Below are 25,674 nucleotides of genomic sequence, written 5' to 3'. Positions count from 1 at the left end.
GGAGCCCGCATGCGAGCCGTCAGACTCTCCGTCGTCACCGCCGCCGCCACCGCGGCGGCCCTGGCAGCCGTCACGGGGTGCACGGAGAAGGGCAGCTCCGGGAGCGGCGACCGGGTCATCAGCGTCACCGCGACGGACGACAAGTGCGAGGTCTCGAAGAAGGAGTTCCCGGCCGGACACGTCGAACTGGCCATCGAGAACAAGGGCTCCAAGGTCACCGAGGTCTACGTCCTCTTCCCGGACGACCGGATCGTCACCGAGCGCGAGAACATCGGCCCCGGCACCAAGCAGAAGGTCACCGCCGAGGTGAAGGCCGGCGACTACACGATCGCCTGCAAGCCCGGTATGAAGGGCGACGGCATCCGTCAGGCCGTGAAGGCCACCGGCGGCAAGGTCGCCAAGCGCGACCCGCGCCTGGACGCGGCCGTCGCCGCCTACCGCAAGTACGCGCAGGAGCAGGCCGACGCGACGCTGCCGCTCGCCAAGACCTTCGCCGAGGCGGTCAAGGCCGGCGACCTCGAAGCCGCGAAGAAGGCGTACGCGCCCTCCCGTATCGGCTGGGAGCGCACCGAGCCGGTCGCCGAGTCGTTCGGAGACATCGACCCGAAGGTCGACGTCCGCGCGGACGGTCTGGAGGCCGGCCAGAAGTTCACCGGCTGGCACCGCCTGGAGAAGTCCCTCTGGGAGGACAAGAAGATCACCGCCGAGGACAAGGCCCTCGCCGCCGAGCTGATCACCGACCTGACTGACTGGCAGAAGCGGGTCGGCAAGGCCGAGATCACTCCGACCTCGATGGCCAACGGCGCCAAGGAACTCCTCGACGAGGTCGCCACCGGCAAGGTCACCGGCGAGGAGGAGCGCTACTCGCACACCGACCTGGTCGACTTCAAGGCCAACGTCGAGGGCGCCGAGCAGTCGTACGAGCTGCTGAAGCCGGTAGCGAAGGAGAACGACGCGGCGCTGGTCACGGAGCTGGACAAGCAGTTCGCGGCCCTGAACACGCTGCTCGACAAGTACCGCACGGACAAGAACTCGTACGACTTCACCTCGTACGACAAGGTCGGCGAGGCCGACCGCAAGCAGCTCTCGGACGCGGTGAACTCGCTCGCCGAGCCGCTGTCCAAGCTCGCCGCCGCCGTCGTGAAGTAGGAGAGGGGACCGACTGTCATGACGGAGACACCGGAGACAACCAAAAGCAGTGCTGAAGTCAGTACCGAAGGCAGGGCTGAAAGCGGTACCGAAGGCAGTACCTCGCGGCGCGCGCTGATCGGCTGGGGCGGGGCCGGGCTCGCGCTCGGGGCCGTCGTGGCCGGAAGCGCGGTGGCGGTGACCCGTGGCAGCGACGAGGTGCAGACGGTCGCCGCCGATGCCGGCGGGGCCGTCGGCTTCCACGGCGCCCACCAGGCGGGGATCGCGACGCCGGTGCAGGACAGGCTGCACTTCGCCGCGTTCGACCTGGCGACGGACGACCGCGCCGAGTTCGTGCAGATGCTCAAGGAGTGGACGGCGGCGGCCCGGCGGATGACCGCCGGACAGACCGTCGGCGAGGGCGCGTACGGCGGTCTTGCCGAGGCTCCGCCGGACGACACCGGTGAGGCGCTGGGGCTGAAGCCGTCGCGGCTGACGCTGACGATCGGTTTCGGGCCCAATCTGTTCGAGAAGCTGGGGATGGCGGACCGGCGGCCCGACGCGCTGGTCGATCTGCCGCAGTTCCCCGGCGACAACCTCGACCGGAACCGCAGCGGCGGTGACGTGTGCGTACAGGCGTGCTCGGACGATCCGCAGGTCGCGGTGCACGCGATCCGCAACCTGGCCCGGATCGGCTTCGGCAAGGTCTCGGTGCGCTGGTCGCAGCTCGGGTTCGGCAAGACGTCGTCGACGACCCCCGAGGAGCAGACCCCGCGCAACCTGCTGGGCTTCAAGGACGGCACCCGCAACATCGCGGGCACCGAGACGGCCCGGCTGAAGAAGTTCGTGTGGGTGGACGGCGCGGACACCGACGACAACTCGGCCTGGATGGAAGGGGGTTCGTATCTCGTCGCGCGACGCATCCGGATGCACATCGAACCCTGGGACCGGACGTCGCTGCAGGAGCAGGAGGACATCTTCGGGCGCGACAAGGGTGAGGGCGCCCCGGTCGGCAAGGCGAAGGAGCGGGACGAGCCGTTCCTCAAGGCGATGAAGCCCGACGCGCACGTCCGGCTCGCGCACCCCGACTCCAACCACGGGGCGACACTGCTGCGCCGCGGCTACTCCTTCACGGACGGCACGGACGGTCTCGGCCGCCTGGAGGCGGGCCTGTTCTTCCTCGCCTACATGCGGGACGTCCGCAAGGGTTTCATCCCGGTGCAGCGCAACCTCGCGACCGACGCGCTCAACGAGTACATCCAGCACGTGGGTTCGGCGGTCTTCGCGATCCCTCCGGGCGTCCGGGACAAGGACGACTGGTGGGGCCGAGCACTGTTTTCCAAGGAGGCGTAGGCGCCGTGTTCGCGAACTATCTGATCGGTCTGCGCGAGGGTCTGGAAGCCAGTCTCGTCGTCTGCATCCTCATCGCCTACCTGGTGAAGACGGACCGCCGGGATGCCCTCAAGCCGATCTGGATCGGCATCGGGGTCGCCGTCGCGCTGGCCCTCGGCTTCGGCTGCGCGCTCGAATTCGGCTCCCAGGAGCTGACGTTCGAGGCGCAGGAGGCGCTCGGCGGCTCACTGTCGATCGTCGCCGTGGGTCTGGTGACGTGGATGGTCTTCTGGATGCGGCGTACGGCCCGGCATCTGAAGTCGGAGCTGCACGGCAAGCTGGACGCGGCCCTCCAGATGGGCACGGGTGCGCTGGTCGCGACCGCGTTCCTGGCGGTGGGCCGGGAGGGCCTGGAGACCGCGCTGTTCGTGTGGGCGTCGGTGCGGGCGTCCAGCGACGGCACCGAAGGGCCCCTGATCGGCGTGCTGTTGGGCATCGCGACGGCGATCCTGCTCGGCTACCTCTTCTACCGGGGCGCCCTGCGGATCAACCTGTCCAGGTTCTTCACCTGGACCGGCGGCATGCTGGTCGTGGTCGCGGCGGGCGTCCTCGCCTACGGCTTCCACGACCTCCAGGAGGCCGACTGGGTGCCCGGCCTGACGAACAAGGCCTTCGACATCAGCTCGACGATCCCGCCGGACAGCTGGTACGGCACGCTCCTCAAGGGCGTCCTCAACTTCCAGCCGGACCCGACCGTCCTCCAGGTCACGGTGTGGGCGCTGTACCTGGTCCCGACGCTCGCGCTCTTCCTCGCCCCGGTAGGGTTCGCCTCCGGGAAGGGGAAGGTGAAGCCAGCTGATGAGCACGGTGAGCAGGGGTCGCAGCCCTCGGAGTCCACAAACGCCTCGTAGGCCTCGAAGGCCTAGGGGTCTTCTTGACCGGAGCGTCCTCGCAGCGGCCTCGGTGACCGTGTTGGCCCTGGCCGCGAGCGGCTGTGTCGTGGTGCACGGGGAGCGCGAGGTGCTCCCGGCGGCGACCCCGACGGAGGCCGCCGAGGCGCTGAAGGACTTCACGGCGGCGTACAACAAGGCGGACAGGGCGTACGACCGTGCCCTGGACGCCGACTACGTCACCGGCGCCCTCGGTGCGATCGACGCGGCCCGGCTGGACGCCGGTCACGAGGTCAGCCCGGCCGGCAACCCGTCGTACGTACCGCTGGAGTTCACGGACACCCGGTTCACGATCCCGAAGAAGGCGGGCTGGCCGCGCTGGTTCGTCGCGAACGCCGACGCCAACAAGGGCAACGAGGCACGCTGGCTGCTGGTGTTCACGCGCAGCAACGTGGCCGAGCCGTGGGCGGTGGCGTATCTGACGCTCCTCGACCCGGCCGACGTGCCGGTGTTCAGGACGGACAAGGACGGCCTCGCGGAGCCGGTGACGGCGAACTCGGCCGAACTCGCCGTCTCCCCCAAGGACTTGAGCGCGGACTACGCGACCTATCTGACGAACGGCGGCGGCGACGTCTTCGCGCCGGGTGTGCACACGAGCGGCTGGGTGGAGCAGCGGAAGAAGAGCGCCACCAAGCCCGGGCTCGTCACCCAGTACATCGACGAGCCGCTCGGCAAGGGCGACTTCGTCCCGCTGGGCCTGCGGACGGCGGACGGCGGCGCGCTCGTCTTCTTCGCCACGCACCACTACGAGAAGCAGACGGCCGCGCTGGGCACGTCGATCCCGGCGCAGAGCGACAGTGTGCTGGCGCTGACGACGGGCGAGATCAAGCAGTCGCTGACCCTGGAGTTCGTGTCGAACCAGGTGGTGCTGGACCCGGGGAAGGGTGCCGCGAACCAGAGTGTGGAGTTCCTGAACCGCATCCAGGGTCTGACGGCGGCGCAGGGCGAGTAACTCCGGCAGGAACTCCGCCTTGTCAGGCGGCAGTTCAGTTGCGGTGGGGCCAGGCCGCGGTGGCGTGGTCGGGCTCCTCGCCGGCGTACCGGGCGCAGGCGTCGGTGAGGACTTCGAGCAGGCTCAGCGGGTCGGGCAGGGCGAACTCCGGTCCGCGCACCCAGTACACGCCCTGCTCACCGGGCAACCGGGCGGGCGGTACGAGGACGTAGGAGCCCCGGCAGTGCCAACGCAGGCCCGGATGCTCGTCCATGGTCTCGGGGTGGCAGTCCAGTTCGCAGGGCCACCACTCGTCCTCGTCGTCGGGGGTGCCGCGCGTGAGGGTGAAGAACAGGAGCCGTCCGTCGTCGCTCTCGGCGACGGGTCCGACCTCGATCCCGGCCCCGAGCAGCCGCTCCAGCGCCTCGCGGCCCGCTTCGAGGGGCACGTCGAGGACGTCGTGGACTATGCCGGTCGCGGTGATGAAGTTGGCCTGCGGCTGGTGCCTGGCCCAGCGCTCGATCTGGGCGCGGTCGGTGGTGGACTGCGTGTGCCAGGCGAAGGAGATCGGGTGCCGGGCGGGCGTGGGACAGCCGACGCGGTCGCAGGAACACCGGTAGGCGGAGGGGTGCGCGGCGGGCGCGAGGGGCAGTCCGGCACGGGCGACGGCGAGCAGCAGTTCCTCACGGCGCCCGCTCTCGGCGGCGGTGGCGGCGTCCTCCCGGGCATTCGTACGGCCGCCACGCAGCCACTGGGAGATCCTTCCCTGCCAGCCTGTCGTACTACCGCCGAACTCCGCGCTCATGTATCGCCTCGCCTCGCTGCTGTTGTGCGGACAGCCTGCTCCATGCTCCCACCATCCTGCGGTGCGAGAGGCCGGAGCCGACATCCGGGGTAGGGGGGACGAGGCGTACGGGGAGTGGGATGAACCGTTTTCAGGTCGATTAGCAGGATTTACCACCCACCATTTTCAGCCATTCCGGCTCCTGCCGTTGCCGGGTGCGGCGATCCCGCCCAGGGCGTAGTCGACGAGGGTGTCCGTGTACTCGTACGAAATCGGTCCGGTGCGCTGGAGCCAGCGCTGGGCGAGCGGGGAGACGAAGAGTTCGAGGGCGATACGGGGGTCGACGTCGGCCCGCACCTCCCCCGCGTCCTGGGCGGCGCGCAGTCGCTGGACGTAGAGCTGGAGGGAGGGTTCGAGCAGCCGGGCGACGTACCTGCGGCCGAGTTCCTCATTGACGAGGCCTTCGGCGGCGAGGGCGCGGGAGGGGACCTCGAACGCGGGGTCGAGCAGTTCGTCGACGGTGGCGCGCAGTACGGCCTTGAGGTCGGCGGCGAGATCACCGGTGTCGGGGATGGCGTACTGTCGCCCGGGCTGAGCGGCTTCGGCGGCCTGCTCGCTCAGATCGACGAAGGCCTCCATGAGCACGTCCCCTTTGGAGGCCCACCACCGGTAGATGGTCTGCTTCCCGACACCGGCCCGGGCGGCGATGCCCTCGATGGTCGTCTTCTGGTACCCGACCTCACCGACGAGCGCGAGCGCCGCGCTGTAGATGGCACGGCGGGACTTCTCACTGCGGCGGGTGGAGTCGGGGCCGGGTTTGGCTGGGGCGGGTTTGCCTGGGGTGGGCTTCTGGACCATTTCGGCAATTTATCAGGTTGACAAGACGGAGCGTCTCGCCTCAGGGTGAGATCGTACCGAACGAGACGATACGTATCGTCAGAACCGAAGGAGATGTCTCATGGCACGAGGTGGCGGAAACATGCTCGGAGTGGGCGGCACCCGCAGCAACCTGGGCAAGAACGCCCTGCGCGGCGGCGGCCGGGGCAAGCAGACCGGCGGCGGGACGGACCCGCAGGCCCAGAAACGGGAGCTGGTGCGCAAGCTGCAGGAGAAGCGTGCCGAGGAGGAGGGCACACAGGAAGGCACTCCAGAGGGACCTGCGTCGGACAAGGCCGACCCGACGGCGACCGAGTGACCGAAGCTCCTCAGCGCAGTACGGCCACCAGCAGGTCGGTTCCCAGCACCGTCAGGTCGGGCGGACTGACGGTGCAGCGGACATGACGACCGTGCCGGCGGGCCGCGAGCAGGTCCGTGCGGCACAGGACGGCGAGATGGCGGGAAACCTCCGGTGGTGAGAGGTCCCACACCTGGGCTGGTTCACGGGTGGCGCGGGGACCGCGAGGGCCGCCGGGCCAGGGTGCGCGGCAGCCACAGCCGCACCGGACGGCCGCTGGACACGGCTGGACCGCTCCGGCCGTCGCCGCAGTGACCGTGGCGTCCGTGGTGGCCGTAGCCCGTGGTCCGCACGATCGGCGAGATCGTCTACGCCGGCAGCACGACCGCGCCCGTCACCGCCACTCGCCCCCACCCACCACCACGGCTCGACGGCTCGACGGCCTGTGGGGTGGCCTCAGCGCTGAGGTGCTCCTCCCAACGTCCGCCGGTAGCCAAGGACTTGGGGTGTCCGACACCTGATGAAGGCAGAGAGATGAGCACGCAGCCCCACCCCGTCGACCACGAACTCATCCAGGCCGCAGCGCGCATCGCGCGCACTCGCTGCCGGGGTGACAACCACACCATGGCAGCAGCGGCCCGTACTCAGGACGGCCGGATCGTCACGGCGGTGAACGCCTACCACTTCACCGGGGGCCCCTGCGCCGAACTGGTCGTCATCGGCACGGCAGCGGCCCAGGGCGCCTACGACTTGGACACGATCGTCGCGGTGGGCGACCGGGACCGCGGGGTTGTCCCACCTTGCGGCCGATGCCGTCAGGTCCTGCTCGACTACTTCCCCGCCCTCAAGGTCATCGTCGGCGAAGGCGACCGCCTCCGAACCGTCCGCATCACCGAGTTGCTCCCCGAGACCTATGTCTGGGCCGACCACCAACTCGATACCGAGTAAACCGCTGTCGCAGCCGAAAGCCCCACCATGTACGCGACTTGTGCCCGACTGGGGTGCTTGGTTTCCGCCGTGAGTGGCACGATGCGGCCGCGTCTAGATTTCGGCCCCCGATTTCCGGGACGCTCCCCCCTCGACGCTGTCCGACTCTTCGGCTTGACGGGCGACGGCGAATTCGCGATTCCTCAGTGTTTGCAGACGGTGGGATTCCGGCAGGTCAGGCATGGCCAGAAGGCGGTCACACGCATCGAGGGAGCCTTGAACATCCCCTGCCCAGTAAGAAACGACGGAATACTCGAAGAGCATCCCCCACTTGTAGACCCATGGGTGAGTGAAGAGAATATCGTCGGGCTCTGTGCGATTGATCCCCGCACATGCGAAGGCATGCCCGGCACGATAGTTTCCACGCTTCCGCAGCCGTGAGACCAATTCGAAGCATGCCTCAAGGCGCTGCGGACGCTGCTCCCATGCCCGCGAGAGGGTGTCCATGGCTCCCGGCCAGTCACCGGAGTCATCTTTGAGGATTCCTGCCTGCAGGAGTGAGTAATAGACCTCCTCTCCCCAGCCACCCATCTCCGCACGCCGTTCGTAAAGGGCGATCGCCTCTTCGGTGCGACCCATGTCACGCATGGTCTGGGCCAGGTAGAACGTGCTTCGCGCGTTTGTGGGATCGCGCTCGAGCTCCGCGCTCAGCAGGGCCATGTCTCGTTCGAACTTGTCATGCCGGGAGCCGCCGTCGGCGAAGTGCTCGATCACGAGGGCGTCGAGATTCTCCTGCTCATGCTCCTCGTCGGCGGTCAGGTACTCGTGTGTCACGCCTTCGTAGCGCCAGTGCAAATCACCGCGGACGAGACGCTTGATCCGGTAGGCGAGACTTCCGGCGTGCGGGATCATGTAGGACGCACAGGACAGCGAAGGCAATGGCCCTTCTTGCCGAATGGTCATGTCGGCGTCCATCAGAAGCAAGTAGTCAGCTTTCCCGCGGGCGCGTTCGATGTTGAGTGTGCGATTGACCCCGAAGTCAACCCAGGCGTCTTCGTGCAACTCGCCGGGGACACCGTCGAAGGCTTTTCTAATCAGATCCTGAGTGCCATCTGTCGAGCCCGTGTCAGAGATAATCCAGGTGTCGACGATGTCGCGCACCGAGGCGATACACCGCTCGATTACGGCCGATTCGTTCTTTACGATCATGCAGAGACAGATGGTCGGCTTCATGGTTCTGACCCTACTTTCGAGTTTCTCATCGGGCATGACGAAAAAAGCTTGAATCGCACAGGAGGAAGTCGCCGTAATCACTGTAGACACTTCAACTCAAGGATTGTCGACGCAACGCCGATTCTTGTTATGAGCGAGCCGGCCGGGCGACAGGAAGCGGGCGGGTGCCGGTAGACCGGCGGCCACCCTTGCCCCCCTGGAGGGGATACATCCGGCATCTGTCATGGAGTTGGCCGTTCGCGCCAATGCCCGGCAAAAAATGCCATGTGCATGGCACGTAACTAGGAGCACTTAAAGCATGGACAAGGCGGCAATGTTACACAAAGTGCGCAAACCGTCGCACATGGTAATGATGGGGATGTCGCCCCTTCCGGGGTGGCGTGACTCTTCGACTTCGCGAAATCAGGAGACCGCATGAGTCCTGACTCCAGGACACGTTCCTCACTCGGCCCGCTCCCCAGGCGAAGCAGTTGGATCGCGGGCAGCAGCCTTGCATCCCTCGCCATCGTGCTCACGGGCATGGCCAGCCCGGCTCTCGCGACGGAGCACACCAAGACGGTCGCCAACATAGCCTCTGCCACCAGCCCTGTTGGCGATGGCGACTACGGCGACGACGACCAGACCGGCCCCACAGGACCGACCGGGCCGAAGGGTCCCAAGGGGCCGAAGGGGCAGACGGGCGCGACGGGCGCGACGGGGCCGAAGGGTCCCAAGGGGCCCACGGGGCCGACGGGCGCCACAGGCGACACGGGCGCTGACGGTGCGACCGGCCCGACCGGTGACACGGGCCCGACCGGTGACACGGGCGCTACCGGCGCTACCGGCCCTGCGGGCGTCGACGGTGCGACCGGCCCGACCGGCCCGACCGGCCCGACCGGCGCCACGGGTGCTACCGGCGCCACGGGTGCTACCGGGGCCACAGGTCCCACGGGAGCTACCGGCGCCACCGGCGCCACCGGCCCTGCGGGCGTCGACGGTGCGACCGGCCCGACCGGCCCGACGGGCGCCACCGGCGCCACGGGAGCCACGGGAGCCACCGGCGCCACCGGCGCCACGGGTGCTACCGGCCCTTCGGGTGCTACCGGCCCTTCGGGTGCCACCGGCGCCACCGGAGCTACGGGCGCCACGGGTGCGACGGGCGCGACGGGTGCCACCGGCCCGACCGGCCCGACCGGCCCTGCGGGCGTCGACGGTAGCGCGGGTGCCACCGGCCCTGCCGGCGCCACGGGCCCCACCGGCGCCACCGGCCCCACCGGCCCCGCCGGACCGTTGACTTCGGTGATCGTCTCGCAGGACTACAACGTCCTGGTGGGCGTTAACGCGTCCTACGACTCCCCGGCATGTCCGGCCGGCACCACTCCCATCTCCGGAGGACTGTCTGCCGTTGGCCTCGCCACCGTCCTCGGGCAGACCTACCCGAACGGAGACCACTGGACGGTGACCGCGACGGCGGGTGCCATCACCACCATTACGGTCTACGCGGTCTGCAGCTGACCGCACACCTCACGAACGCCTTTGCACGTATGAGTCCCCGCCGGGCTTCTTCCGGCGGGGACTCACGCGTGCTGAGGTTCCACCTCGGCTCGGTGCGGCGGAAGAGCCCGCCTTCGATATTCCATCCGCCTGTCCAGCTCGCACCTGCGCTTCCTGACCCGCCAGCCGGCCGATCTCCGCCGTCAGGTCGGCACCGGCCGGCGGATCCGGGTACGCCGCCGAGGCAGGCGTGGCGGCACTCGACTGGCTCACCGGCGCCCTTCCCGGCGAGCCGGTGGTGCTCACCGCCCAGACCGCCAAGCGTCGGCTCGATGCGCCTCGCGGCGAAGCTGGGGTTCACCGAGGTGGAGCGGTTCGAGGCCTGGGGCGCCGAGCGGTGGCTCGGCATGTGGTCCACGGTCACATCACCCGACTGACCTTTCCCGCCAGCCCCGTGACACCTCAGGCAGCCTGGACGGTTTCAGCCGGCCGTGGGAGAGCCGCGTCGGGCTGGACAGCGGGCCGGGGCGAGGGCGAGCATCGCTTCGGAGCGCTCGGCCGGTCCCGTAGTCGCGAACGTTGCGGACATTGCGGCGCACGTGCAGCAACCGCACCGGACTCCTCTCGACCGCCCAGCATCCGGCCACCGGTTGCCGCACTTCCAGGAGCACCCCCTTGTCCCCCACACGATCGTCCATCGCCGCCCGCGTCGGGCTGACGGCCGCCCTCCTCCTGCCGACGGCCTTCCTCACCGCGTGCTCCGCGCTCGGCGACGACGACGGCTGCCACGACACGGCCGCCCAACTCGAAGGGCTGGCAGGCCAGCCGCCGCTCGGCTCGGCGCCCGCCGGCGCAGGCGAACCCGCCAACTACCGCGGTACGGGGGTGACCACCGGCTGCGACGACGACAGCGGTGGAAAGCCCTGGCTGCACGCGGACCGCCTCTACACCTTCCCGGGAAAGCCGGACGCCGTCATCGCCTACTACACGAAGACCGCCACCGCCGAAGGCTGGCGACCCGAGCCGGACCCGGACCCGGCGGCGCCGCCCCCCAGTGTGGAGGGCGCCTGCTGGACCAAGACCGACAAGAACCGACACCTGCTGCTCAGCGTCGACTTCCGCACCGACGGCTTCTCGCCCACACCCGAGGTCGGCACGGGACTCGCCTACGCGGTAACGGTCGGCGCCGAGGGGGACGACGGCAAGGCCACCTGCTGGCACTAGGTCGCGTCGACGGGGAGGCCCGGAACCGGGCCGCTCGGGTTCCGGGCATCACGAACGGGGACCAGGCCACGCGGGGCGACCATGTTTACGGATTCCGCCGCACAGGTGTCGTCGTCACGGCGTCAGAGCGGGTTGAGGCGGGCCTTGAGCAGGCAGAACTCATTGCCTTCGGGGTCGACCAGGACATGCCACTGCTCTTCCCCTGTCTGGCCGATGTCGGCCGGACGCGCACCGAGCTTCAGAAGGCGTTCGAGCTCGGCGTCCTGGTCGCGGTCGGTGGCGTTGACGTCCATGTGCAGCCGGGTTTTCCCCGGCTCCGGCTCGTCCCTGCGACTGAGGATGATCGTCGGCTGCGGACCGCCGAACCCTTCGCGCGGCCCGATCTCGTACATGTCGTCGCCCTCGCGATCGAGCACGACGAAGTCGAGGACCTCGCACCAGAACCGCGCCAGCACCTCAGGGTCGCGGCAACCGAGCACGAGCTCACTGATACGACACGCCATGACGAAACCTGCTCTCAGCCTGGGAACCGCCGGGAGCCGAAGGTGTACCCCATGTGCTCCCAGCAGTGAAAACAACCTCGCGACCGTATCGAACGAGGCGAGCGCTGGCGAACGATTTCAGAGCGGTACGGGGGTGGCGGGCGGGCGCCGGGGCCACCGGGAAGCCGGTGGCCCCGCGTAGTTGAACTTCTCGTCCTCGTACGGGGCCCACAGGCAGCCGTGAGAAAGGCTGGGCGGCGCAGCAACAAGCCCCACACCACGCTCCCTCCTGACAGGGGGCGCGGCGAGGATTCTGCTGCCGCGCACTACGTGCGGAGCCAGGCGGTCGGACGGTCAGACGGTCAGACGGCGCCGAACTCTCCGGCCCTGACGCCCTTGACGCCCTTGATGCCCTCGACAAAGGTCGAGAACGCGTCGACGTGGAAGTCCAGAACCGGGCCGCTCGGGCTCTTGGAGTCACGGACGGGGACCAGGCCGCGCGAAGCGACGAGGTTTGCGGCGACCGCTACGCAAGCGCCGCCGTTGTTGCTGTACGAGGACGTGAACCAACGCGGGGATTCGGTCGTCACGAGGTGCCCTTTCGTAACTGCTCGATCATGGCCACAGACGCCGCCTGAGAGAGCGCTTCGGCCTGCAACTGATGGTAGGCCGTCAGCATCGGCAGTACGAAAGTGCTTTCCCGTTCGAGGTGACCGCGGTGGGCGGACTCGGCGTAGGACACGAGCGAACGGTCCGGCAGAGTCAGGATGTAGATCGGCAAGTCGAACGGACGACGGGACCCCATCACGAACGGAGCGACCTGGAGGACGGTGTTCGGCAGCTCCGCGAACTCGACCAGCCGCGCCAACTGGGCGTCCATGACGGCGGGTTCACCAATAGGCACACGGATGCAGCTTTCGTCCAGCACCACGAAGACCATCGGCGGGGGTCTCCGGACAAGCGTGGCCTGCCGTTCCGCGACAAGCTCGACGCGTTCGTCCGCCTGGTCGCTCGTGATCGCACCCCGCCGCACAGCGCTCTGTGCGAGAACCGCCGCGTACTCCGGCGTCTGGAGCAGACCGGGGACGACACCCACCTCGTACAGCCGGATCTCCGCCGCCTGCGCCTCATGGTCGACGAACTGCGGGAAGCCTTCCAGCAGCCCCGCGTTCCGCACCTTGCGGAATGCGCGCTCGAACATGTCGCCTGTCCCCAACGCCGAATCCGCACTCCGCGCGAGGCGCAAGGTTGGAAGCTTGCGACCGGTTTCGACCGACGAAATATGCGTGCTGGAGTACCCCATCTGCTCTGCCAGCTCTTCCTGCGTCCAGCCACGCGCCTCCCGTGCAGTGCGCAATCGCGCCCCGAAGGCCGCCTGGGGCGAGCTGTCCGGGTCCAACTCCTTACGGTTCAAAGTTTTTTCATCAACCTTTCGTCCTCACCTGACAAGTTGAAGGGTTCCCGCCTCTGAGTCACGCTGAAACGCCTTGGTAGTGGAACGACTACGGAGAGGAGTGGTTGTGTCCGGAGAGAGTGTTCCCGCACACAGGCGAGAACCCCCGCACGCACCGACCCCCGGCACACTCGTGGTGGACACCAGCAGTGAAGGCCGGGTCGGGGAGTTCCGGGGTACGGCCGGCCCGTACTGGTCACTGCGTCCGGTCTGCGGCGGAACGGAGTGGGACGCGGACCCTGAACACGTCCGCCCCGCCACACCGGCCGAGTGCCTCAGCGCCAGGACGGCGCGCGAGAACGCCAGAAGCCGGGGAGAAGTGGCGTGACCGACACCAACACCGACATCAACACCGACGTCAACGCCGCTGAGCCCACCGCATGTTGGGGCTGCCAGGAACTCGACCGGGCCGAAGCCGCCGCCAGAGCCGAGCGGGACGCGAGCAAGGTGAGCGACTGCCGCGTGCTGCGTGTTCGGCACCGGGTCGCCGAGCACGGAGAGCGCTCGTGAACCGGGAGAAGAGGGCCGGCACGCTCGCCGACCGGGCGACCGACCCGGATTCCCTGGGGCGCCCGGTGGTGGTGGCTGCGCCCCGGCACGAGTTGGTCCCGCGCTGGTGGGATGTCGACGGCTGGGGGGTGCGGGTTCTCCGCGAGCGGGAGACGCCCCGGACGTGCGGGCGGAAGCCGCTTACGTGGACGGGTAGTGGGTGACCGGGCTCGCGGGCTCGACGAGTGGCCGGAACCAGCACGGCTGCGGCTGCGGCACTGTCTACAAAGTGATCCAGTAGCGGCGCTTGATGCCCACTTCGGTGGTACGTACGTCCTCCAGGACGCCACCGTTGCGCTCGATGGTGCGCGCCGATCCGACGTTGTCGTCGTCGCAGGTGACCAGGACCCGGTCCAGCCCGAGCGTGCGGGCTTCGTGCAGAACCGCCCCGAGGGCCCATGTGGCCAGGCCACGTCTCCGTGCGGAGGGCCGGATGCTGTAGCCGATGTGCCCGGCGATATCGAGCAGAACGGCGTTCAGATAGTGCCGCAGATCGACGGCTCCCAGATAGCTGCCGTCCTCGACGATCCACCAGTAGGTGGCGTGGACGTGCCCTTCTCCCACGGCAACCGACCTGTCCGACTGCTGCCGCAGTTGTTCGACCCACTGCGCGAAAACCTCGGGGCTGTCGAGGCCGTCGTCAGGTGCGAGACGCAGACCGGTTCCGTCCTGGTGGGCGCCTGGAGGCCACTCGTCACACGCCGCGAGCCATGAGGACTGGAGTCGGCCTGTGGGTGTGATCAGTTCGGGCATGCGAGCGACGTTAACACCCGTCCATCCTCGGTGATCAGGCATTCTTCGTAACCTCGGGCCCACGACTGCTCACGCGTCACGCGACATGCGTCACGCATGACCGTTCCCGACCGAGATCTACTTTCACCTCGGGTCATGGTTCCCGTCCTCCTCCACCGGCGGCCAGGCATCCCCCCAGTCCACGTCCCGGGCCGCCCGGTAGAGAACACCGTGCCGCTTCGTGACTGTTTCCCGGCGCAGCGAGAGGTCTGTCTCGCACAGATCCAGAAGCACCTGCCCCTTGCGGATCTGCGGCTTGCGTACGACGCGGGCGGGCGCCGGAGTCACCGGGAAGCGGGTGGCGGCGACGTAGCTGAACTTCTCGTCCTCGTACGGGAGGGAGCCGCCCTTCACCTTTCGGTGGAGGGAGGAGCGGCTGACCCGGGCGGAGAAGTGGCACCAGTCCTCGCCGGGGACGATCGGGCAGGCCGCGCTGTGCGGGCAGGGCGCGGCGATGTGGAAGCCGGCGCGGACGAGCTGCTCGCGGGCCTCGATGACGCGGAGGTAGCCGTCGGGGGTGCCGGGTTCGATGACGACGACGGCCTGGGCGGCGCCGGCCGCCGTGTCGACCACGGAGGTGCGGTCGGCGGCGGTCAGTTCGCCGAGCACGTAGGAGATGGTGACGAGATCAGTGCTCTCGATTTTGAGCGCCGCTCCGATCCGAGAGCGCTGCCACTCCGCGCCCTTCAACTCCGGGTTGGCGGCGGCGATCTCCCGCCCGAGAACGAGCGCCGGCTCGGCCCAGTCGAGGACGGTCACGGGCCGTACGCCCGCCCACACGGCGTTGACAGCCCAGGTCGCGGCCCCGGTCCCGCCCCCGACGTCGACATGACTGCCGGGCACCCAGCCGGGCGCCGCCGCGGCGAAGGCGTCCAGCGCCGAGCACATCGCCTCGAACGTGGCCGGCATCCGGTAGGCGGCGTACGCGGCCACGTCGGACCGGTCCCGCAGTACGGGCACATCGGTCGGCGTCAGTCCCCGGTAGTTGGCGATCAGCCGCTCGACCGCCTGCGTGGCCGCCTTCGGCGGCAGCCCGTCGAGCAGACCGGCAAGGGCGACGCGCAGGGCGCCGGCTGGGGAAACAGGGGTGTTCACGGGCCGATTGTAGTGATTCCCGGAGGGATGCCGATCTCGCCCATGGGACGGACGAAACTCGGCGGCGGCCGGGCATCCGGCGCCGATAGCGTCCGCCCCATGGCTGACGAAGCGTTCCGGCACCCCCGCCTCGCCGCGATCTACGACCCCCTCGACCCCGACCGTACCGACCTCGACGCCTACGTCGGCATCGCGGCCGAGTTCGAGGCCCGCCGCGTCCTCGACATCGGCTGTGGCACCGGCGTGTTCGCGCTGCTGCTCGCGCGCCGGGGGATCGACGTGGTCGGCGTCGACCCCGCCCTGGCCTCGCTCGACGTCGCCCGTGCCAAACCCGGTGCCGGACGCGTCCGCTGGATCCACGGCGACGCGACAACCCTGCCGCCCCTCCGGGTCGACCTCGCGACGATGACCGCCAACGCGGCCCAGGAGATCACCGACCCGCACGCCTGGCAGCGCACCCTGCGGGGCGCCTACGCCGCCCTCCGTCCCGGCGGCCACCTCGTCTTCGAGACCCGGGACCCGTCGAGGCGAGCCTGGGAGCAGTGGAACCGTGACTCCTCGTACCGCGTGACGCAGATTCCCGGCGTCGGTGCGGTCGAGAGCTGGGTCGAGCTGACCGGCGTCAACGGCCCACTCGTGACGTTCCGTTGGACCTTCGTGTTCCCGGTGGACAGGGAGGTGCTGACCTCCGACTCCACGCTGCTCTTCCGTGAACGGGACGAGACCGAGGCCGAGTTGCTGTCCCAGGGTTACGAGGTACGGGACGTGCGCGACGCTCCCGACCGCCCCGGCCGGGAGTTCGTGTTCGTGGCACGGCGGGCGCAGCAGTGACCTGGCCTCATCTCCCCCGCACCCCCCGAGCCACCCGGTCCGCCACCCGCACCCGGGGCCCGTTCCCCACGCGCCCCCAACTCCGTTTCGGATGCACCGCGTTCGTCAGCAGCACCACGAACGTGTCCGTGGCCCGGTCCAGGACCAGGGACGTACCCGTGAAGCCGATGTGGCCGGCCGCGCCCCGCCCCGCCAACTCCCCCATGAACCACGGCTGGTCGACGGCGAAGCCCAGACCCGGCGGGACCAGCAGCAGTTCCACGTAGTCCGGGCCCAGGATGCGGGCCGGGCCGTACGCGCCGCCCGCCAGCAGGCAGCGGCAGAAGACGGCCAGGTCGTGTGCCGTCGAGAACAGGCCCGCGTGGCCCGCCACCCCGCCCAGCGCCCACGCGTTCTCGTCGTGGACCTCACCCCGTACCATCCCCCGTTCCACCTTGGCCCAGGGTCCGCGCTGGTCCTCGGTCGCCGCCGCGTCGGGGCAGGGGCCGAAGCCGGTCGCCGTCATGCCGAGGGGGCGGGTGATGCCGTCGTGGATCAGTACGTCCAGAGTGCGTCCCGTGACGCGCTCCAGGACGTACTGGAGGAGCAGCATGTTCAGGTCGGAGTAGAGGTGGTGGCCCGGCGGGGACGACGGCGCCTCCGCCCGTAGCCGTGCTCGGCGGGCCACGCCGTCGGGGCAGTCGTACAGCGGGAGTTCGGGGCGCAGGCCCGAGGTGTGGGTGAGCAACTGCCGTACGGTGATGGCGTGTTGGGCCGCCGCCGTGAAGTCCGGCAGGTATGCGGCCACCCGGGCGTCCATGCCCAGTGTGCCGCGCTCCAGTTGCTGCACCGCCGCCACCGCCGTGAACAGCTTCGTCAGGGAGGCGAGGTCGAAGGGCGTCGACATCGTTGCCGGGATCCGTGCCGCCGCCGGGAGTTCCACTCCCGTGTCCGTGCGCTCGTCGTACGACGCGTACCGCACCGCCCAGCCCGCCGCCGCCTCCACCGCGATCACCGGGCCGCGCCCGACGATCACGACCGCGGCCGGGGCCCAGGGGCGCTCGCCGGTGGTGAGGGCGCGTACCTCTCGTACGAGGTGGCGCATCTCCTCGGGATCCAGGCCGGCCCGTTCCGGGGTGTCGACGCGCAGTCTCGGTACGGCGCTCAGCTCTCCACTCCCTCCAAGGTCGTACGTCTGTTCCAAGGACGGCACAGTCCCACGAAGCAGCCGACCGCCACCAGTGCTGCCGCCAGTTGGACGACCGCCATCGGGACGGCGGTGTGCTCTCCGGCGATGCCCACCAGGGGGGAGGCGACCGCGCCGATCAGGAAGGACGTGGTGCCCAGGAGGGCGGACGCGGCGCCCGCCGAGTGGCGCGTCCGCATCAGGGCGAGGGTCTGGGTGTTGGGCATCGCCACGCCCATCGCCGACATCAGCACGAAGAGCGCGGTGGCCACCGGGAACAGGCCCGCCTCGCCGAACACGCCGGTCGACATCAGCAGCAGCGCCGTCGCCGCCAGGGTGATGACCGCCAGGCCCAGCGCCAGCACCTTGTCCATCGACACGCGGCCGACCAGGAATTTTCCGTTGATCTGGCCGACGATCACCAGCCCGACCGAGTTGATGCCGAACAGCAGGCTGAACGTCTGCGGGGAGGCGCCGTAGATCTCCTGGATCACGAAGGGGGACGCGGCGATGTAGGCGAACAGGGCCGCGAAGGCGAAGCCGCCCGCCAGGACGTACCCGGTGAAGACCCGGTCCGCGAGGAGAGCGCGCATGGAGTGGAGCGCCTCGCCGACTCCCCCGGCGTGACGGTCGGCCGGGTCGAGGGTCTCGGGGAGGCGGAACCAGACCAGCACCGCGAGCGCGATCCCGACCACCGTGAGGACGGCGAACACACCCCGCCAGTCCGTCACCCGCAGGATCTGGCCGCCGATGAGCGGCGCGACGATCGGGGCGACGCCCGAGATCAGCATGAGGCTGGAGAAGAAGCGGGCCATGGCCACGCCGTCGTACAGGTCCCGTACGACCGCCCGCGCGATGACTATCCCGGCCGAGCCCGCCAGCCCCTGGAGCAGCCGGAAGGCGACCAGGAACTCCAGGCTGGGCGCGAGGGCGCACAGGACGGTGGCCACGACGTACACCGCCAGGCCCGCCAGCAGCGGGCGCCGGCGGCCCCATCGGTCGCTCATCGGGCCGATCAGGAGCTGGCCGAGGGCCATGCCCGCCAGACAGGCGGTCAGGGTCAGCTGGACGCTCGCGGCGGGCGCGTGCAGGGAGGTCGTGACCTCGGGGAGGGACGGGAGGTACATGTCCATCGCCAGCGGAGGCGTCGCCGTCAGCCCGCCGAGCATGAAGGTGACGAGGAGGCCGGTGCGGCGGAGGGCGCGGGCGGAGCCGGGTATGTCTTCCCGAATCTCTGCCGCTGCCTCTGTCTCTGCCTGCGCTGTCTCTGCCCCCGCTGTCTCTGCTGTCTCCGTTCCTGCCCCTGTGTCTGTCTCTGCCTGGGGACGCTTCCTGTCCCGCGTGGTTCGGCCACGCTCGGGCATACGCCCTCCCTTTTCGAGTAATCCGCCACCTATGCTCTCAGCTCGTACAGGCGGTTCGTACATTCCGTTCGTGCAGGGTGTTCGAGGTAACAAAGTCACGGGACTAGGGGCTGGCATGTCGGCTGAGCGCGTGCGGTGGGGAATTCTGGCTACGGGAGGGATCGCGGCGGCGTTCGCGGCGGATCTGGTCGATCTGCCGGACGCGGAGCTCGTGGCGGTCGCCTCGCGGACGGAGGCCTCCGCGAAGGCGTTCGCGGAACGGTTCGGCATCCCCCGGGCCTACGGCGACTGGGCGTCGCTGGCCGAGGACGCCGACGTGGACGTGGTGTACGTCGCCACTCCACACGCGGCGCACCGGGCCGCCGCGGGCCTGTGCCTGGAGGCCGGGCGGAACGTGCTGTGCGAGAAGGCGTTCACGCTGAACGTGCGGGAGGCGGAGGAACTGGTCGCGCTGGCGAAGGAGCGCGGCGCCTTCCTGATGGAGGGCATGTGGACGTACTGCAACCCGGTCGTCCGGCGGCTGAAGGCGCTGGTCGACGAGGGTGCGATCGGTGAGGTACGGACCGTGCAGGCCGACTTCGGGCTCGAGGGGCCCTTCCCGCCCTCGCACCGGCTGCGGGACCCGGCGCAGGGCGGCGGGGCACTGCTCGACCTGGGCGTCTACCCGGTGTCGTTCGCGCACCTGCTGCTCGGGGAGCCCGACGGCATCTCGGCGAGAGCGGTGCTCTCCAAAGAGAACGTCGATCTCCAGACGGGAGCACTGCTCTCCTGGGAGAGCGGCGCTCTCGCCTCGGTGCACTGCTCCATCGTCGGCGGTACGTCCATCAGCGCGTCGGTGACCGGTTCCAAGGGCCGGATCGACGTACCCGACGGGTTCTTCTTCGCGGACCGGTTCGTGCTGCACCGCGACGGCCGCGACCCCGAGGAGTTCGTCGCCGCCCCCGACCACGGGGCCCGCAACAGCTTCCGGCACGAGGCCACCGAGGTGATGCGCGCGCTGCGGGCCGGCGAGACCGAGTCCCCGCTCGTCCCGCTCGACGGCACCCTCGCGGTGATGCGGACGATGGACACCATCCGGGAGCAGATCGGCGTCCGCTACCCGGGCGAGGCCCGCGTATGAGCGAGGGGAAGATCGCGGTCGTGACCGGTGCCGGTTCCGGTATCGGGCGCGCGGTCGCCCTCGAACTGCTCGGCGCGGGCTGGTCGGTGGCACTCACGGGCCGCCGTACCGAACGCCTGGAGGAGACGGCGGCGCTCGCGCCCGAGGGCCTCACACCCGAGGGCGCGAACGGGGGCGCCCGTCTCGTCGTACGCGCCGACGTGGCCCAACCCGACGACGTGGCCGCCCTGTTCGCGGCCGTGCGTGAGCGGTTCGGGCGGCTCGACCTGCTGTTCAACAACGCGGGGACGTTCGGTCCTGGCGGGGTGGCGGTGGAGGATCTGGCGTACGAGGCGTGGCGGCACGTCGTGGACACCAACCTCAACGGGGCGTTCCTGTGCGCGCAGGCGGCGTACCGGCAGATGAAGGAACAGGATCCGCAGGGCGGGCGGATCATCAACAACGGGTCGATCTCCGCGCACACACCCCGGCCGCACTCGGCGCCGTACACCGCGACCAAGCACGCGCTGACGGGGCTGACCAAGTCGCTGGCGCTGGACGGGCGGCCGTACCGTATCGCGGTCTCCCAGATCGACATCGGGAACGCGGCGACGGACATGACCGCGCGAATGCAAACAGGCGCCCTGCAGGCGAACGGGGAGACGGCGCCGGAGCCCGTCATGGACGTGACGGACGTGGCACGCACCGTGCGGCACATGGCGGAGCTGCCGTTGGAGGCGAATGTGCAGTTCGCGACGGTTCTGGCGACCGCGATGCCCTATGTGGGGCGGGGCTGAGGCGGAGTCGAGGCGGTCTCGCGCAGGTATTCGAAGACTCAACCTGCACAAATGGAATTGATTGCTCCGTAGCGTTCTGCCCGGTCGCAGGCATATGCTCAACACGCCTTCTCCACCGGAGCTTCACACTTGACGCTCCGGGGTTCCGGTAACACACAACGGACCACACCGAGGGGTGGGGAAGACGACAGCCGCTCCATGGCGCATCCGGGTGGGGGTGGACCTCGCGTGGGACCGCGAGGTACGCACCGGGTCATGGAGCGGCTGTCGTGTGCTCAGGCACACGAGCATCACGGGCACGGGCAGCGCGATGGGCAGCACCAAGAGCCACGCCACGCGTCTTAATTGTTCGTGATTGTTTCGGTCCCGATTTCTCAGCCCCCGCACATCGTTTACCCAGTTCCCCACAAAGGTTCCTCCCTAGCTTGTGGCAGCGCCCACAGTGGGCGCCGTCCGCAGCTGGGCGCCCATGAACCTTTGAGGAACGGGATGTTTGGCATCTATCTCAAGCGTGAGCTGAGCCGGCGCAAGAAGGCCGCTCTGGTCATCGCCATGGGTCTGGCGCTCGGTATCGCGCTGGTCATCACCGTCAACTCGGTGTCGGCCGGCATGCAGCAGGCACAGGAGAAGGTCCTGCAGTCGCTGTACGGCCTCGGCACCGACATGACCGTCACCAAGGCCAGATCGGCCCCCACCGGCACCCAGTCGGGCCGGCCGAGCTTCGACTTCGACGCCAGCTCGAACGACTCGACGGAGACGCAGAGCAGCGACCGCGTGACGACCCAGGGCGGACAGACCCTGAAGTCGGCGCTGGTCACCAAGGTCGCCGCCCAGAAGGGCGTGGCGACGGCGGTCGGCGCGCTGAGCCTCAACGTCACCAAGGTCGACGGCTCCTTCACCCAGGGCAAGGCGAAGACCGACACCTCGTCGTCCTCGTCCTCGTCCTCCGGCCAGGGTGGTCCCGGCGGCGGCCAGGGCAACAACTCCGGCAGCACCGCCCCGCCCGAGATCCAGGGCGGCGGCGCCTCGTTCGACGTCAACTCGTACTCCGTCACGGGCGTCGACGTGACGAACCAGGCGCTCGGCCCGCTCGCCACCACGACGATCACCAGCGGCAAGACGTTCACGACGGCGCAGGCCAACGCGAAGGTCGCGGTGCTCAGCAAGTCGTACGCCAAGGAGAACAAGTACACGGTCGGCAAGACCCTCACGATCTCCGGTACGAAGTACAAGGTCATCGGCATCGCGACGCCCGAGAGCAGCGAGGCCACGACCGACGTCTACGTGCCGCTCAAGCAGGCGCAGACGCTCGGCGACTCCGCGAACCTGGTCTCCACGATCTACGTCCAGGCGACCGACTCGAAGCAGATCGACACCGTCAAGTCGACGATCCAGAAGAACATCTCGGGTACGACCGTCACGACCTCCGCCGACCTCGCGGAAACCGTCTCCGGTTCCCTCTCCACGGCCTCGAACCTCGCGACCAGCGTCGGCAAGTGGCTGTCCATCGCGGTACTCGCGGCGGCGTTCCTGGTGGCCGCGCTGCTCACCTCCTCGGCCGTGTCCCGGCGGGTGCGGGAGTTCGGCACACTGAAGGCGCTGGGCTGGCCCTCGCGCAGGGTGACCCGGCAGGTCGTCGGCGAGTCCATCGTGAACGGTCTGCTCGGCGGCGCGCTCGGCATCGGCCTCGGCCTCGCGGCGGCGTACGCGGTGACCACCTACAGCCCCAAGCTGACCGCGCAGCTCGGCAACACCGGCGGCGGTGGCGGCGGCATGGGTGGCGGCCCCGGCGGCGGCCCGGGTCAGCAGTCGGCGGCCAACACGATGGAGATCGCGCTGTCGGCGCCCGTCTCCCTCACCACCATCGCGCTCGCGGCGGGCCTCGCCATCACCGGCGGTCTGATCGCCGGGGCGATGGGCGGCTGGCGGGCCTCCCGGATGCGGCCCGCGGACGCGCTGCGCAGCGTGTCGTAACCACCCGGCACTCCCCTCAGCTCCACTCTCCCCCTGCCCCAATTCCCGTACGTCACGGAGTCGTTCATGTACAAGCTCACCGGTGTCACCAAGAGATACACGCGGGGCAAGGAGACGGTGGAGGCGCTGCGCGGCATCGACCTCGTCATCGAGGACGGCGACCAGCTCGTCATCCAGGGCCCCACCGGCGGCGGCAAGTCCACTCTCCTGCAGATGATCGGCGGCCTGGACCGGCCGACCGAGGGCAGCGTCGAGCTGGACGGTGTCGATCTCGGCGCCATCAGCGAGGCCAAGCTGACCCGGCTGCGCGCCGAGAAGATCGGCATCATCTTCCAGGCGTTCAACCTCATCCCGACGCTGACCGCGCAGGAGAACGTCGAGACGGCCCTCGTCCCGCTCGGTGTGAAGCCCGCCGAGCGGCGCGAGCGGGCGGCCGAGGCGCTGCGCTCGGTCGGCCTCGGCGACCGCCTGACCCACTCGCCGGCCGAGCTGTCCGGCGGTCAGCAGCAGCGGGTCGCCATCGCCCGCGCCCTGGTGAAGAAGCCGAAGGTACTGCTCGCGGACGAGCCCACCGGCAACCTCGACGAGGGCACGCGTGACGACATCATGGCGCTGCTCGAAGGGCTGTGGCACGAGTACGGGCTGACCTTCATCCTGGTCACCCACGACTCGTCGATCGCCCGCCGCGCGCCCCGCGTGGCGACCATCAAGGCGGGTCAGCTGACGGTCACGGACCAGGACCAGTACGTCAGTTGATCACCTGACACATGGTGATCGCGAAAGGGCCGCTCACCGCCCGAGCAGTTGGTCGATCTCGGCCAACTGCCCTGCGGTGAGCGGCCCTTTCGCGATCGCGCCGGCGTTCTCCTCGGCCTGCGCGACGGACCGGAAACCGGGGATGGGGACGGTACGGGGGCTGCGCGCCCACAGCCAGCCGAGGGCGCCCTGCGCGAGCGTACGGCCGTCGCTGGTGAGGACGGAGCGAAGTGCGTCCACGTGCGCCAGCCAGTCCGGGTCGGCGCCCGCACCGGCCGTGAAGCCCGGCAGCCAGGCGGGCGGCGCGTTGCGGATGTCCCCCGCTTCGAGTGCCTGCCCGGCGGTCCGCTTCCCCGTCAGCAACCCCATGGCGAGCGGACTCCGGTTGATGCTCGCGAGCCCCGACTCCTCACAAAGGGCGAGCATTTCGGGCGCGTCCTGGACGACGTTGAGACGGTGCTGTACGGCGGCACAGTGCGGCCCCTGGGCGAAGAGGGCGGCACGGGCCGGGTCGTCGGTGCTCCAGGCGTAGGCACGGATGAGCCCTTCGGCGACCAACTCCTCGCATACGCCCCGGAGTTGAGCAGCCGCGTCCAAGTCGCCCTCGGACAGGTGCAGTTGGTACAGATCGACGTAGTCGGTGCCGAGGCGGGCGAGGGAGGCGGTGAGGGCGTGGCGGACGTACGCGGGGCTGTCGTCCTGGCCGTCCGCGATCCGCGTCCGCTCGTCGAAGAGGTTGCCCCACTTCGTGGCGACCACGACATCCGTACGGTGCTTGCCGAGGGCCCGGCCGAGGACGCGCTCGCTGTGTCCGGTGCCGTACACGTCGGCCGTGTCGAAGAAGGTGACGCCCAGGTCGAGGGCGCGCCGCACCGCCCGTACGGACTCGTCGTCGTCGACCCTGCCCCAGCCCAGGGGTTGTCCGTCCGGGGCACCCCACTCCCCGCCGATGGCCCAGCAGCCGAACCCGAGGGGGCTGACCTCGATGCCGCTGCGGCCCAGGGTCCGGTTCGCGAAGGCCCGGGTGGCGCCTGCGCTGCCCGGGCTGTCCGCGTTGTCCGTGATATCCGTGGTCTCCATGGATCAGGACACTAGGAGTTGGAGCACACTTCAGCGCAAGGGCAGGACGTACCGGCGACTCCCGCGACTCCCGCGGCTGTCAGGCCTGGCCCGTCTCGAAGCGGAGGATGCGGCCGTCGTCGACGGTGAAGATCCACTTGGTGCGCATCTCGCCCCAGGTGTCGTTGCTGTAGTTGGCGACGAGGACGTGGCCTCCCCGCCGCTCGTTGGCGACGTCCATGTGCCCGTGGGAGGAGAAGATCTCGCGCTCGGTCCAGTCGGCGAGGTCACGGTCCGAGCCGTCGTCGGACATGGTCGCGTCGGGCGCCAGGACGGCCCGGAAGGCCTCGCGGTCGTGCGCGTTCACGGCGTTGACGAAGGCCCGGACGGCCGGGTCGCTGAGCTTGGCGGTCTGAATCGTCATGCCGGTCACACTGGCACCGCGCCCGGGCACCCGCCACCCGAACGGCAGGCATGGATGGCCCCCGCGGGTGCGGTGGACGTGATCGGTGCGACGGTGGGGGCATGACCTGTGACGACCGATGCGACCGTTACGACCGGCGTGATCTGGGGCTCCTGTTGCTCCGTCTGGGGACGGGCGGGGTGCTGGCGGCGCACGGCGCGCAGAAGCTGTTCGGGTGGTTCGGCGGGCACGGCCTCGAAGGCACCGGCGCCTTCATGGAGTCCGTCGGCTACGCGCCCGGGAAGGCCAGCGCCACCGCGTCGGGCCTCGCGGAGACGGGCGGCGGTGCGCTGCTCGCACTGGGCCTGGCGACTCCGGCGGCCGGCGCGGCGGCAGCGGGCGCGATGGTGGGCGCCACCGCCGTGCACGCGCCCAACGGGTTCTTCAACACGGGCGGCGGCTACGAGTACGCCGCGACCCTCGGCCTCGCCGCCGCGGGCCTCGCGGTGACGGGCCCGGGCCGGCTCTCCCTGGACCACGCGCTGGGCCACGTACTCGACCGCGGCTGGATGGTCCCGGCGGCCCTCGCCGGCACGGCCGCGGTCACGGCGGTGGTCGTGGGGGCGCGGAACAGACGGGTGCGGGAGCGTCAACAGGGCACGCAGGAACCGCTGTTCGAGGAGTAGGGACGTAGAGGGC

The 25,674-nt window shown here is 69.6% G+C and carries 29 protein-coding genes and 1 pseudogene; 17 read left to right on the top strand and 13 right to left on the bottom strand.

Annotated elements, in window-relative coordinates; translation table 11 throughout:
* Window positions 1-9: 9 nt before the first annotated feature.
* From efeO to ACW4TU_RS33150, 4 genes are read left to right on the top strand one after another with little or no spacing between them, the layout of a single operon-like run.
* A complete protein-coding gene (gene efeO / locus ACW4TU_RS33165; protein ID WP_457419233.1) occupies window positions 10-1,149 on the top strand; it encodes an iron uptake system protein EfeO in 1,140 nt (379 codons plus the stop codon).
* 18 nt (window positions 1,150-1,167) lie between these two features.
* Window positions 1,168-2,481 carry an iron uptake transporter deferrochelatase/peroxidase subunit gene (gene efeB / locus ACW4TU_RS33160; RefSeq protein ID WP_457419231.1) on the top strand — a complete coding sequence of 438 codons (1,314 nt, stop codon included), beginning with the start codon at window positions 1,168-1,170 and terminating at the stop codon, window positions 2,479-2,481.
* Window positions 2,482-2,486: 5 nt separating this feature from the next.
* Entirely contained in the window at window positions 2,487-3,371 is an 885-nt protein-coding gene (gene efeU / locus ACW4TU_RS33155) for an iron uptake transporter permease EfeU (protein WP_457419230.1), read from the top strand.
* Complete coding sequence (locus tag ACW4TU_RS33150) at window positions 3,319-4,362, top strand: SCO2278 family lipoprotein (RefSeq protein WP_457419228.1); 1,044 nt, start codon at window positions 3,319-3,321, stop codon at window positions 4,360-4,362. Before efeU ends, ACW4TU_RS33150 begins: the two co-directional genes overlap by 53 nt.
* Before the next feature lie 34 nt (window positions 4,363-4,396).
* On the opposite strand, the gene ACW4TU_RS33145 is transcribed toward ACW4TU_RS33150, so the two are convergent.
* Window positions 4,397-5,146 carry a bifunctional DNA primase/polymerase gene (locus tag ACW4TU_RS33145; protein WP_457419226.1) on the bottom strand — a complete coding sequence of 250 codons (750 nt, stop codon included), beginning with the start codon at window positions 5,144-5,146 and terminating at the stop codon, window positions 4,397-4,399.
* A gap of 165 nt (window positions 5,147-5,311) precedes the next feature.
* Window positions 5,312-5,983, bottom strand: coding sequence for a TetR/AcrR family transcriptional regulator (locus tag ACW4TU_RS33140; RefSeq protein WP_457419223.1), 672 nt, complete (start codon window positions 5,981-5,983; stop codon window positions 5,312-5,314).
* 100 nt (window positions 5,984-6,083) lie between these two features.
* Here ACW4TU_RS33140 and ACW4TU_RS33135 point away from each other — a divergent pair, with 100 nt between their 5' ends.
* Entirely contained in the window at window positions 6,084-6,320 is a 237-nt protein-coding gene (locus ACW4TU_RS33135; protein ID WP_457419221.1) for a DUF6243 family protein, read from the top strand.
* Window positions 6,321-6,330: 10 nt separating this feature from the next.
* Here ACW4TU_RS33135 and ACW4TU_RS33130 read toward each other — a convergent pair whose 3' ends face one another.
* Window positions 6,331-6,492, bottom strand: coding sequence for an ArsR/SmtB family transcription factor (locus ACW4TU_RS33130; protein WP_457419219.1), 162 nt, complete (start codon window positions 6,490-6,492; stop codon window positions 6,331-6,333).
* Window positions 6,493-6,833: 341 nt separating this feature from the next.
* Here ACW4TU_RS33130 and ACW4TU_RS33125 point away from each other — a divergent pair, with 341 nt between their 5' ends.
* A complete protein-coding gene (locus ACW4TU_RS33125; protein ID WP_457419217.1) occupies window positions 6,834-7,247 on the top strand; it encodes a cytidine/deoxycytidylate deaminase family protein in 414 nt (137 codons plus the stop codon).
* Window positions 7,248-7,340: 93 nt separating this feature from the next.
* Here ACW4TU_RS33125 and ACW4TU_RS33120 read toward each other — a convergent pair whose 3' ends face one another.
* A complete protein-coding gene (locus ACW4TU_RS33120; protein ID WP_457419215.1) occupies window positions 7,341-8,459 on the bottom strand; it encodes a glycosyltransferase in 1,119 nt (372 codons plus the stop codon).
* 414 nt (window positions 8,460-8,873) lie between these two features.
* Here ACW4TU_RS33120 and ACW4TU_RS33115 point away from each other — a divergent pair, with 414 nt between their 5' ends.
* The 3 genes and pseudogenes from ACW4TU_RS33115 (at window position 8,874) to ACW4TU_RS33105 (ending at window position 11,156) form a co-directional block, all read left to right on the top strand.
* The gene (locus ACW4TU_RS33115) at window positions 8,874-9,953 is read left to right on the top strand and encodes a hypothetical protein (protein ID WP_457419213.1); all 1,080 of its coding nucleotides are present in this window, start codon (window positions 8,874-8,876) and stop codon (window positions 9,951-9,953) included.
* 196 nt (window positions 9,954-10,149) lie between these two features.
* Window positions 10,150-10,369, top strand: a pseudogene (locus tag ACW4TU_RS33110) (GNAT family N-acetyltransferase); the annotation flags it as partial.
* Between the two features lie 238 nt (window positions 10,370-10,607).
* Window positions 10,608-11,156, top strand: a complete 549-nt coding sequence (locus ACW4TU_RS33105) for a hypothetical protein (protein WP_457419211.1) — start codon at window positions 10,608-10,610, stop codon at window positions 11,154-11,156.
* 122 nt (window positions 11,157-11,278) lie between these two features.
* Here the strand turns inward: ACW4TU_RS33105 and ACW4TU_RS33100 are convergent, their stop codons facing one another.
* The 3 genes from ACW4TU_RS33100 to ACW4TU_RS33090 form a co-directional block, all read right to left on the bottom strand.
* Window positions 11,279-11,659, bottom strand: a complete 381-nt coding sequence (locus tag ACW4TU_RS33100) for a VOC family protein (RefSeq protein WP_457419209.1) — start codon at window positions 11,657-11,659, stop codon at window positions 11,279-11,281.
* Window positions 11,660-12,000: 341 nt separating this feature from the next.
* The gene (locus ACW4TU_RS33095; protein WP_457419207.1) at window positions 12,001-12,228 is read right to left on the bottom strand and encodes a DUF397 domain-containing protein; all 228 of its coding nucleotides are present in this window, start codon (window positions 12,226-12,228) and stop codon (window positions 12,001-12,003) included.
* Window positions 12,225-13,052, bottom strand: a complete 828-nt coding sequence (locus ACW4TU_RS33090; RefSeq protein WP_457419205.1) for a helix-turn-helix domain-containing protein — start codon at window positions 13,050-13,052, stop codon at window positions 12,225-12,227. The genes ACW4TU_RS33095 and ACW4TU_RS33090 overlap by 4 nt, the downstream gene beginning before the upstream one ends.
* 106 nt (window positions 13,053-13,158) lie before the next feature.
* Here ACW4TU_RS33090 and ACW4TU_RS33085 point away from each other — a divergent pair, with 106 nt between their 5' ends.
* Window positions 13,159-13,419: a hypothetical protein gene (locus ACW4TU_RS33085; protein WP_457419203.1), complete on the top strand. Its 261-nt coding sequence runs from the start codon at window positions 13,159-13,161 to the stop codon at window positions 13,417-13,419.
* On the top strand, window positions 13,416-13,601 hold the full coding sequence (locus ACW4TU_RS33080) for a hypothetical protein (protein ID WP_457419201.1): 186 nt from the start codon (window positions 13,416-13,418) through the stop codon (window positions 13,599-13,601). The genes ACW4TU_RS33085 and ACW4TU_RS33080 overlap by 4 nt, the downstream gene beginning before the upstream one ends.
* Before the next feature lie 261 nt (window positions 13,602-13,862).
* On the opposite strand, the gene ACW4TU_RS33075 is transcribed toward ACW4TU_RS33080, so the two are convergent.
* Window positions 13,863-14,393, bottom strand: coding sequence for a GNAT family N-acetyltransferase (locus ACW4TU_RS33075; RefSeq protein ID WP_457419199.1), 531 nt, complete (start codon window positions 14,391-14,393; stop codon window positions 13,863-13,865).
* A gap of 123 nt (window positions 14,394-14,516) precedes the next feature.
* Window positions 14,517-15,527, bottom strand: a complete 1,011-nt coding sequence (locus ACW4TU_RS33070) for a small ribosomal subunit Rsm22 family protein (protein ID WP_457419197.1) — start codon at window positions 15,525-15,527, stop codon at window positions 14,517-14,519.
* Between the two features lie 99 nt (window positions 15,528-15,626).
* Here ACW4TU_RS33070 and ACW4TU_RS33065 point away from each other — a divergent pair, with 99 nt between their 5' ends.
* Window positions 15,627-16,358, top strand: coding sequence for a class I SAM-dependent methyltransferase (locus ACW4TU_RS33065; RefSeq protein WP_457419195.1), 732 nt, complete (start codon window positions 15,627-15,629; stop codon window positions 16,356-16,358).
* 7 nt (window positions 16,359-16,365) lie between these two features.
* Here the strand turns inward: ACW4TU_RS33065 and ACW4TU_RS33060 are convergent, their stop codons facing one another.
* Together ACW4TU_RS33060 and ACW4TU_RS33055 are read right to left on the bottom strand one after the other, a co-directional pair.
* Window positions 16,366-17,550 carry a serine hydrolase domain-containing protein gene (locus tag ACW4TU_RS33060; RefSeq protein ID WP_457419193.1) on the bottom strand — a complete coding sequence of 395 codons (1,185 nt, stop codon included), beginning with the start codon at window positions 17,548-17,550 and terminating at the stop codon, window positions 16,366-16,368.
* The gene (locus ACW4TU_RS33055; protein WP_457419191.1) at window positions 17,502-18,887 is read right to left on the bottom strand and encodes a multidrug effflux MFS transporter; all 1,386 of its coding nucleotides are present in this window, start codon (window positions 18,885-18,887) and stop codon (window positions 17,502-17,504) included. The genes ACW4TU_RS33060 and ACW4TU_RS33055 overlap by 49 nt, the downstream gene beginning before the upstream one ends.
* 115 nt (window positions 18,888-19,002) lie before the next feature.
* Here ACW4TU_RS33055 and ACW4TU_RS33050 point away from each other — a divergent pair, with 115 nt between their 5' ends.
* The 4 genes from ACW4TU_RS33050 (at window position 19,003) to ACW4TU_RS33035 (ending at window position 23,513) form a co-directional block, all read left to right on the top strand.
* Complete coding sequence (locus ACW4TU_RS33050) at window positions 19,003-20,007, top strand: Gfo/Idh/MocA family protein (protein ID WP_457419189.1); 1,005 nt, start codon at window positions 19,003-19,005, stop codon at window positions 20,005-20,007.
* Complete coding sequence (locus tag ACW4TU_RS33045; protein ID WP_457419187.1) at window positions 20,004-20,783, top strand: SDR family oxidoreductase; 780 nt, start codon at window positions 20,004-20,006, stop codon at window positions 20,781-20,783. Before ACW4TU_RS33050 ends, ACW4TU_RS33045 begins: the two co-directional genes overlap by 4 nt.
* Window positions 20,784-21,272: 489 nt before the next feature.
* Complete coding sequence (locus ACW4TU_RS33040; protein ID WP_457419185.1) at window positions 21,273-22,757, top strand: ABC transporter permease; 1,485 nt, start codon at window positions 21,273-21,275, stop codon at window positions 22,755-22,757.
* 66 nt (window positions 22,758-22,823) lie between these two features.
* Window positions 22,824-23,513 (top strand): ABC transporter ATP-binding protein, encoded by a 690-nt coding sequence (locus ACW4TU_RS33035; protein WP_457419183.1) that lies wholly within the window; start codon window positions 22,824-22,826, stop codon window positions 23,511-23,513.
* 33 nt (window positions 23,514-23,546) lie between these two features.
* Here the strand turns inward: ACW4TU_RS33035 and ACW4TU_RS33030 are convergent, their stop codons facing one another.
* Both ACW4TU_RS33030 and ACW4TU_RS33025 read right to left on the bottom strand, forming a co-directional pair.
* Entirely contained in the window at window positions 23,547-24,593 is a 1,047-nt protein-coding gene (locus tag ACW4TU_RS33030) for an aldo/keto reductase (protein ID WP_457419181.1), read from the bottom strand.
* 79 nt (window positions 24,594-24,672) lie between these two features.
* Window positions 24,673-24,996 (bottom strand): nuclear transport factor 2-like protein, encoded by a 324-nt coding sequence (locus ACW4TU_RS33025; protein WP_457419179.1) that lies wholly within the window; start codon window positions 24,994-24,996, stop codon window positions 24,673-24,675.
* 101 nt (window positions 24,997-25,097) lie between these two features.
* Here ACW4TU_RS33025 and ACW4TU_RS33020 point away from each other — a divergent pair, with 101 nt between their 5' ends.
* Window positions 25,098-25,661: a DoxX family membrane protein gene (locus tag ACW4TU_RS33020; protein WP_457419177.1), complete on the top strand. Its 564-nt coding sequence runs from the start codon at window positions 25,098-25,100 to the stop codon at window positions 25,659-25,661.
* Window positions 25,662-25,674 lie beyond the last annotated feature (13 nt).

The organism is Streptomyces kryoterrae, assembly GCF_054072135.1.
Note: the sequence above shows the minus strand (reverse complement) of the source record. Positions and strands in the feature narration are given on the sequence as shown.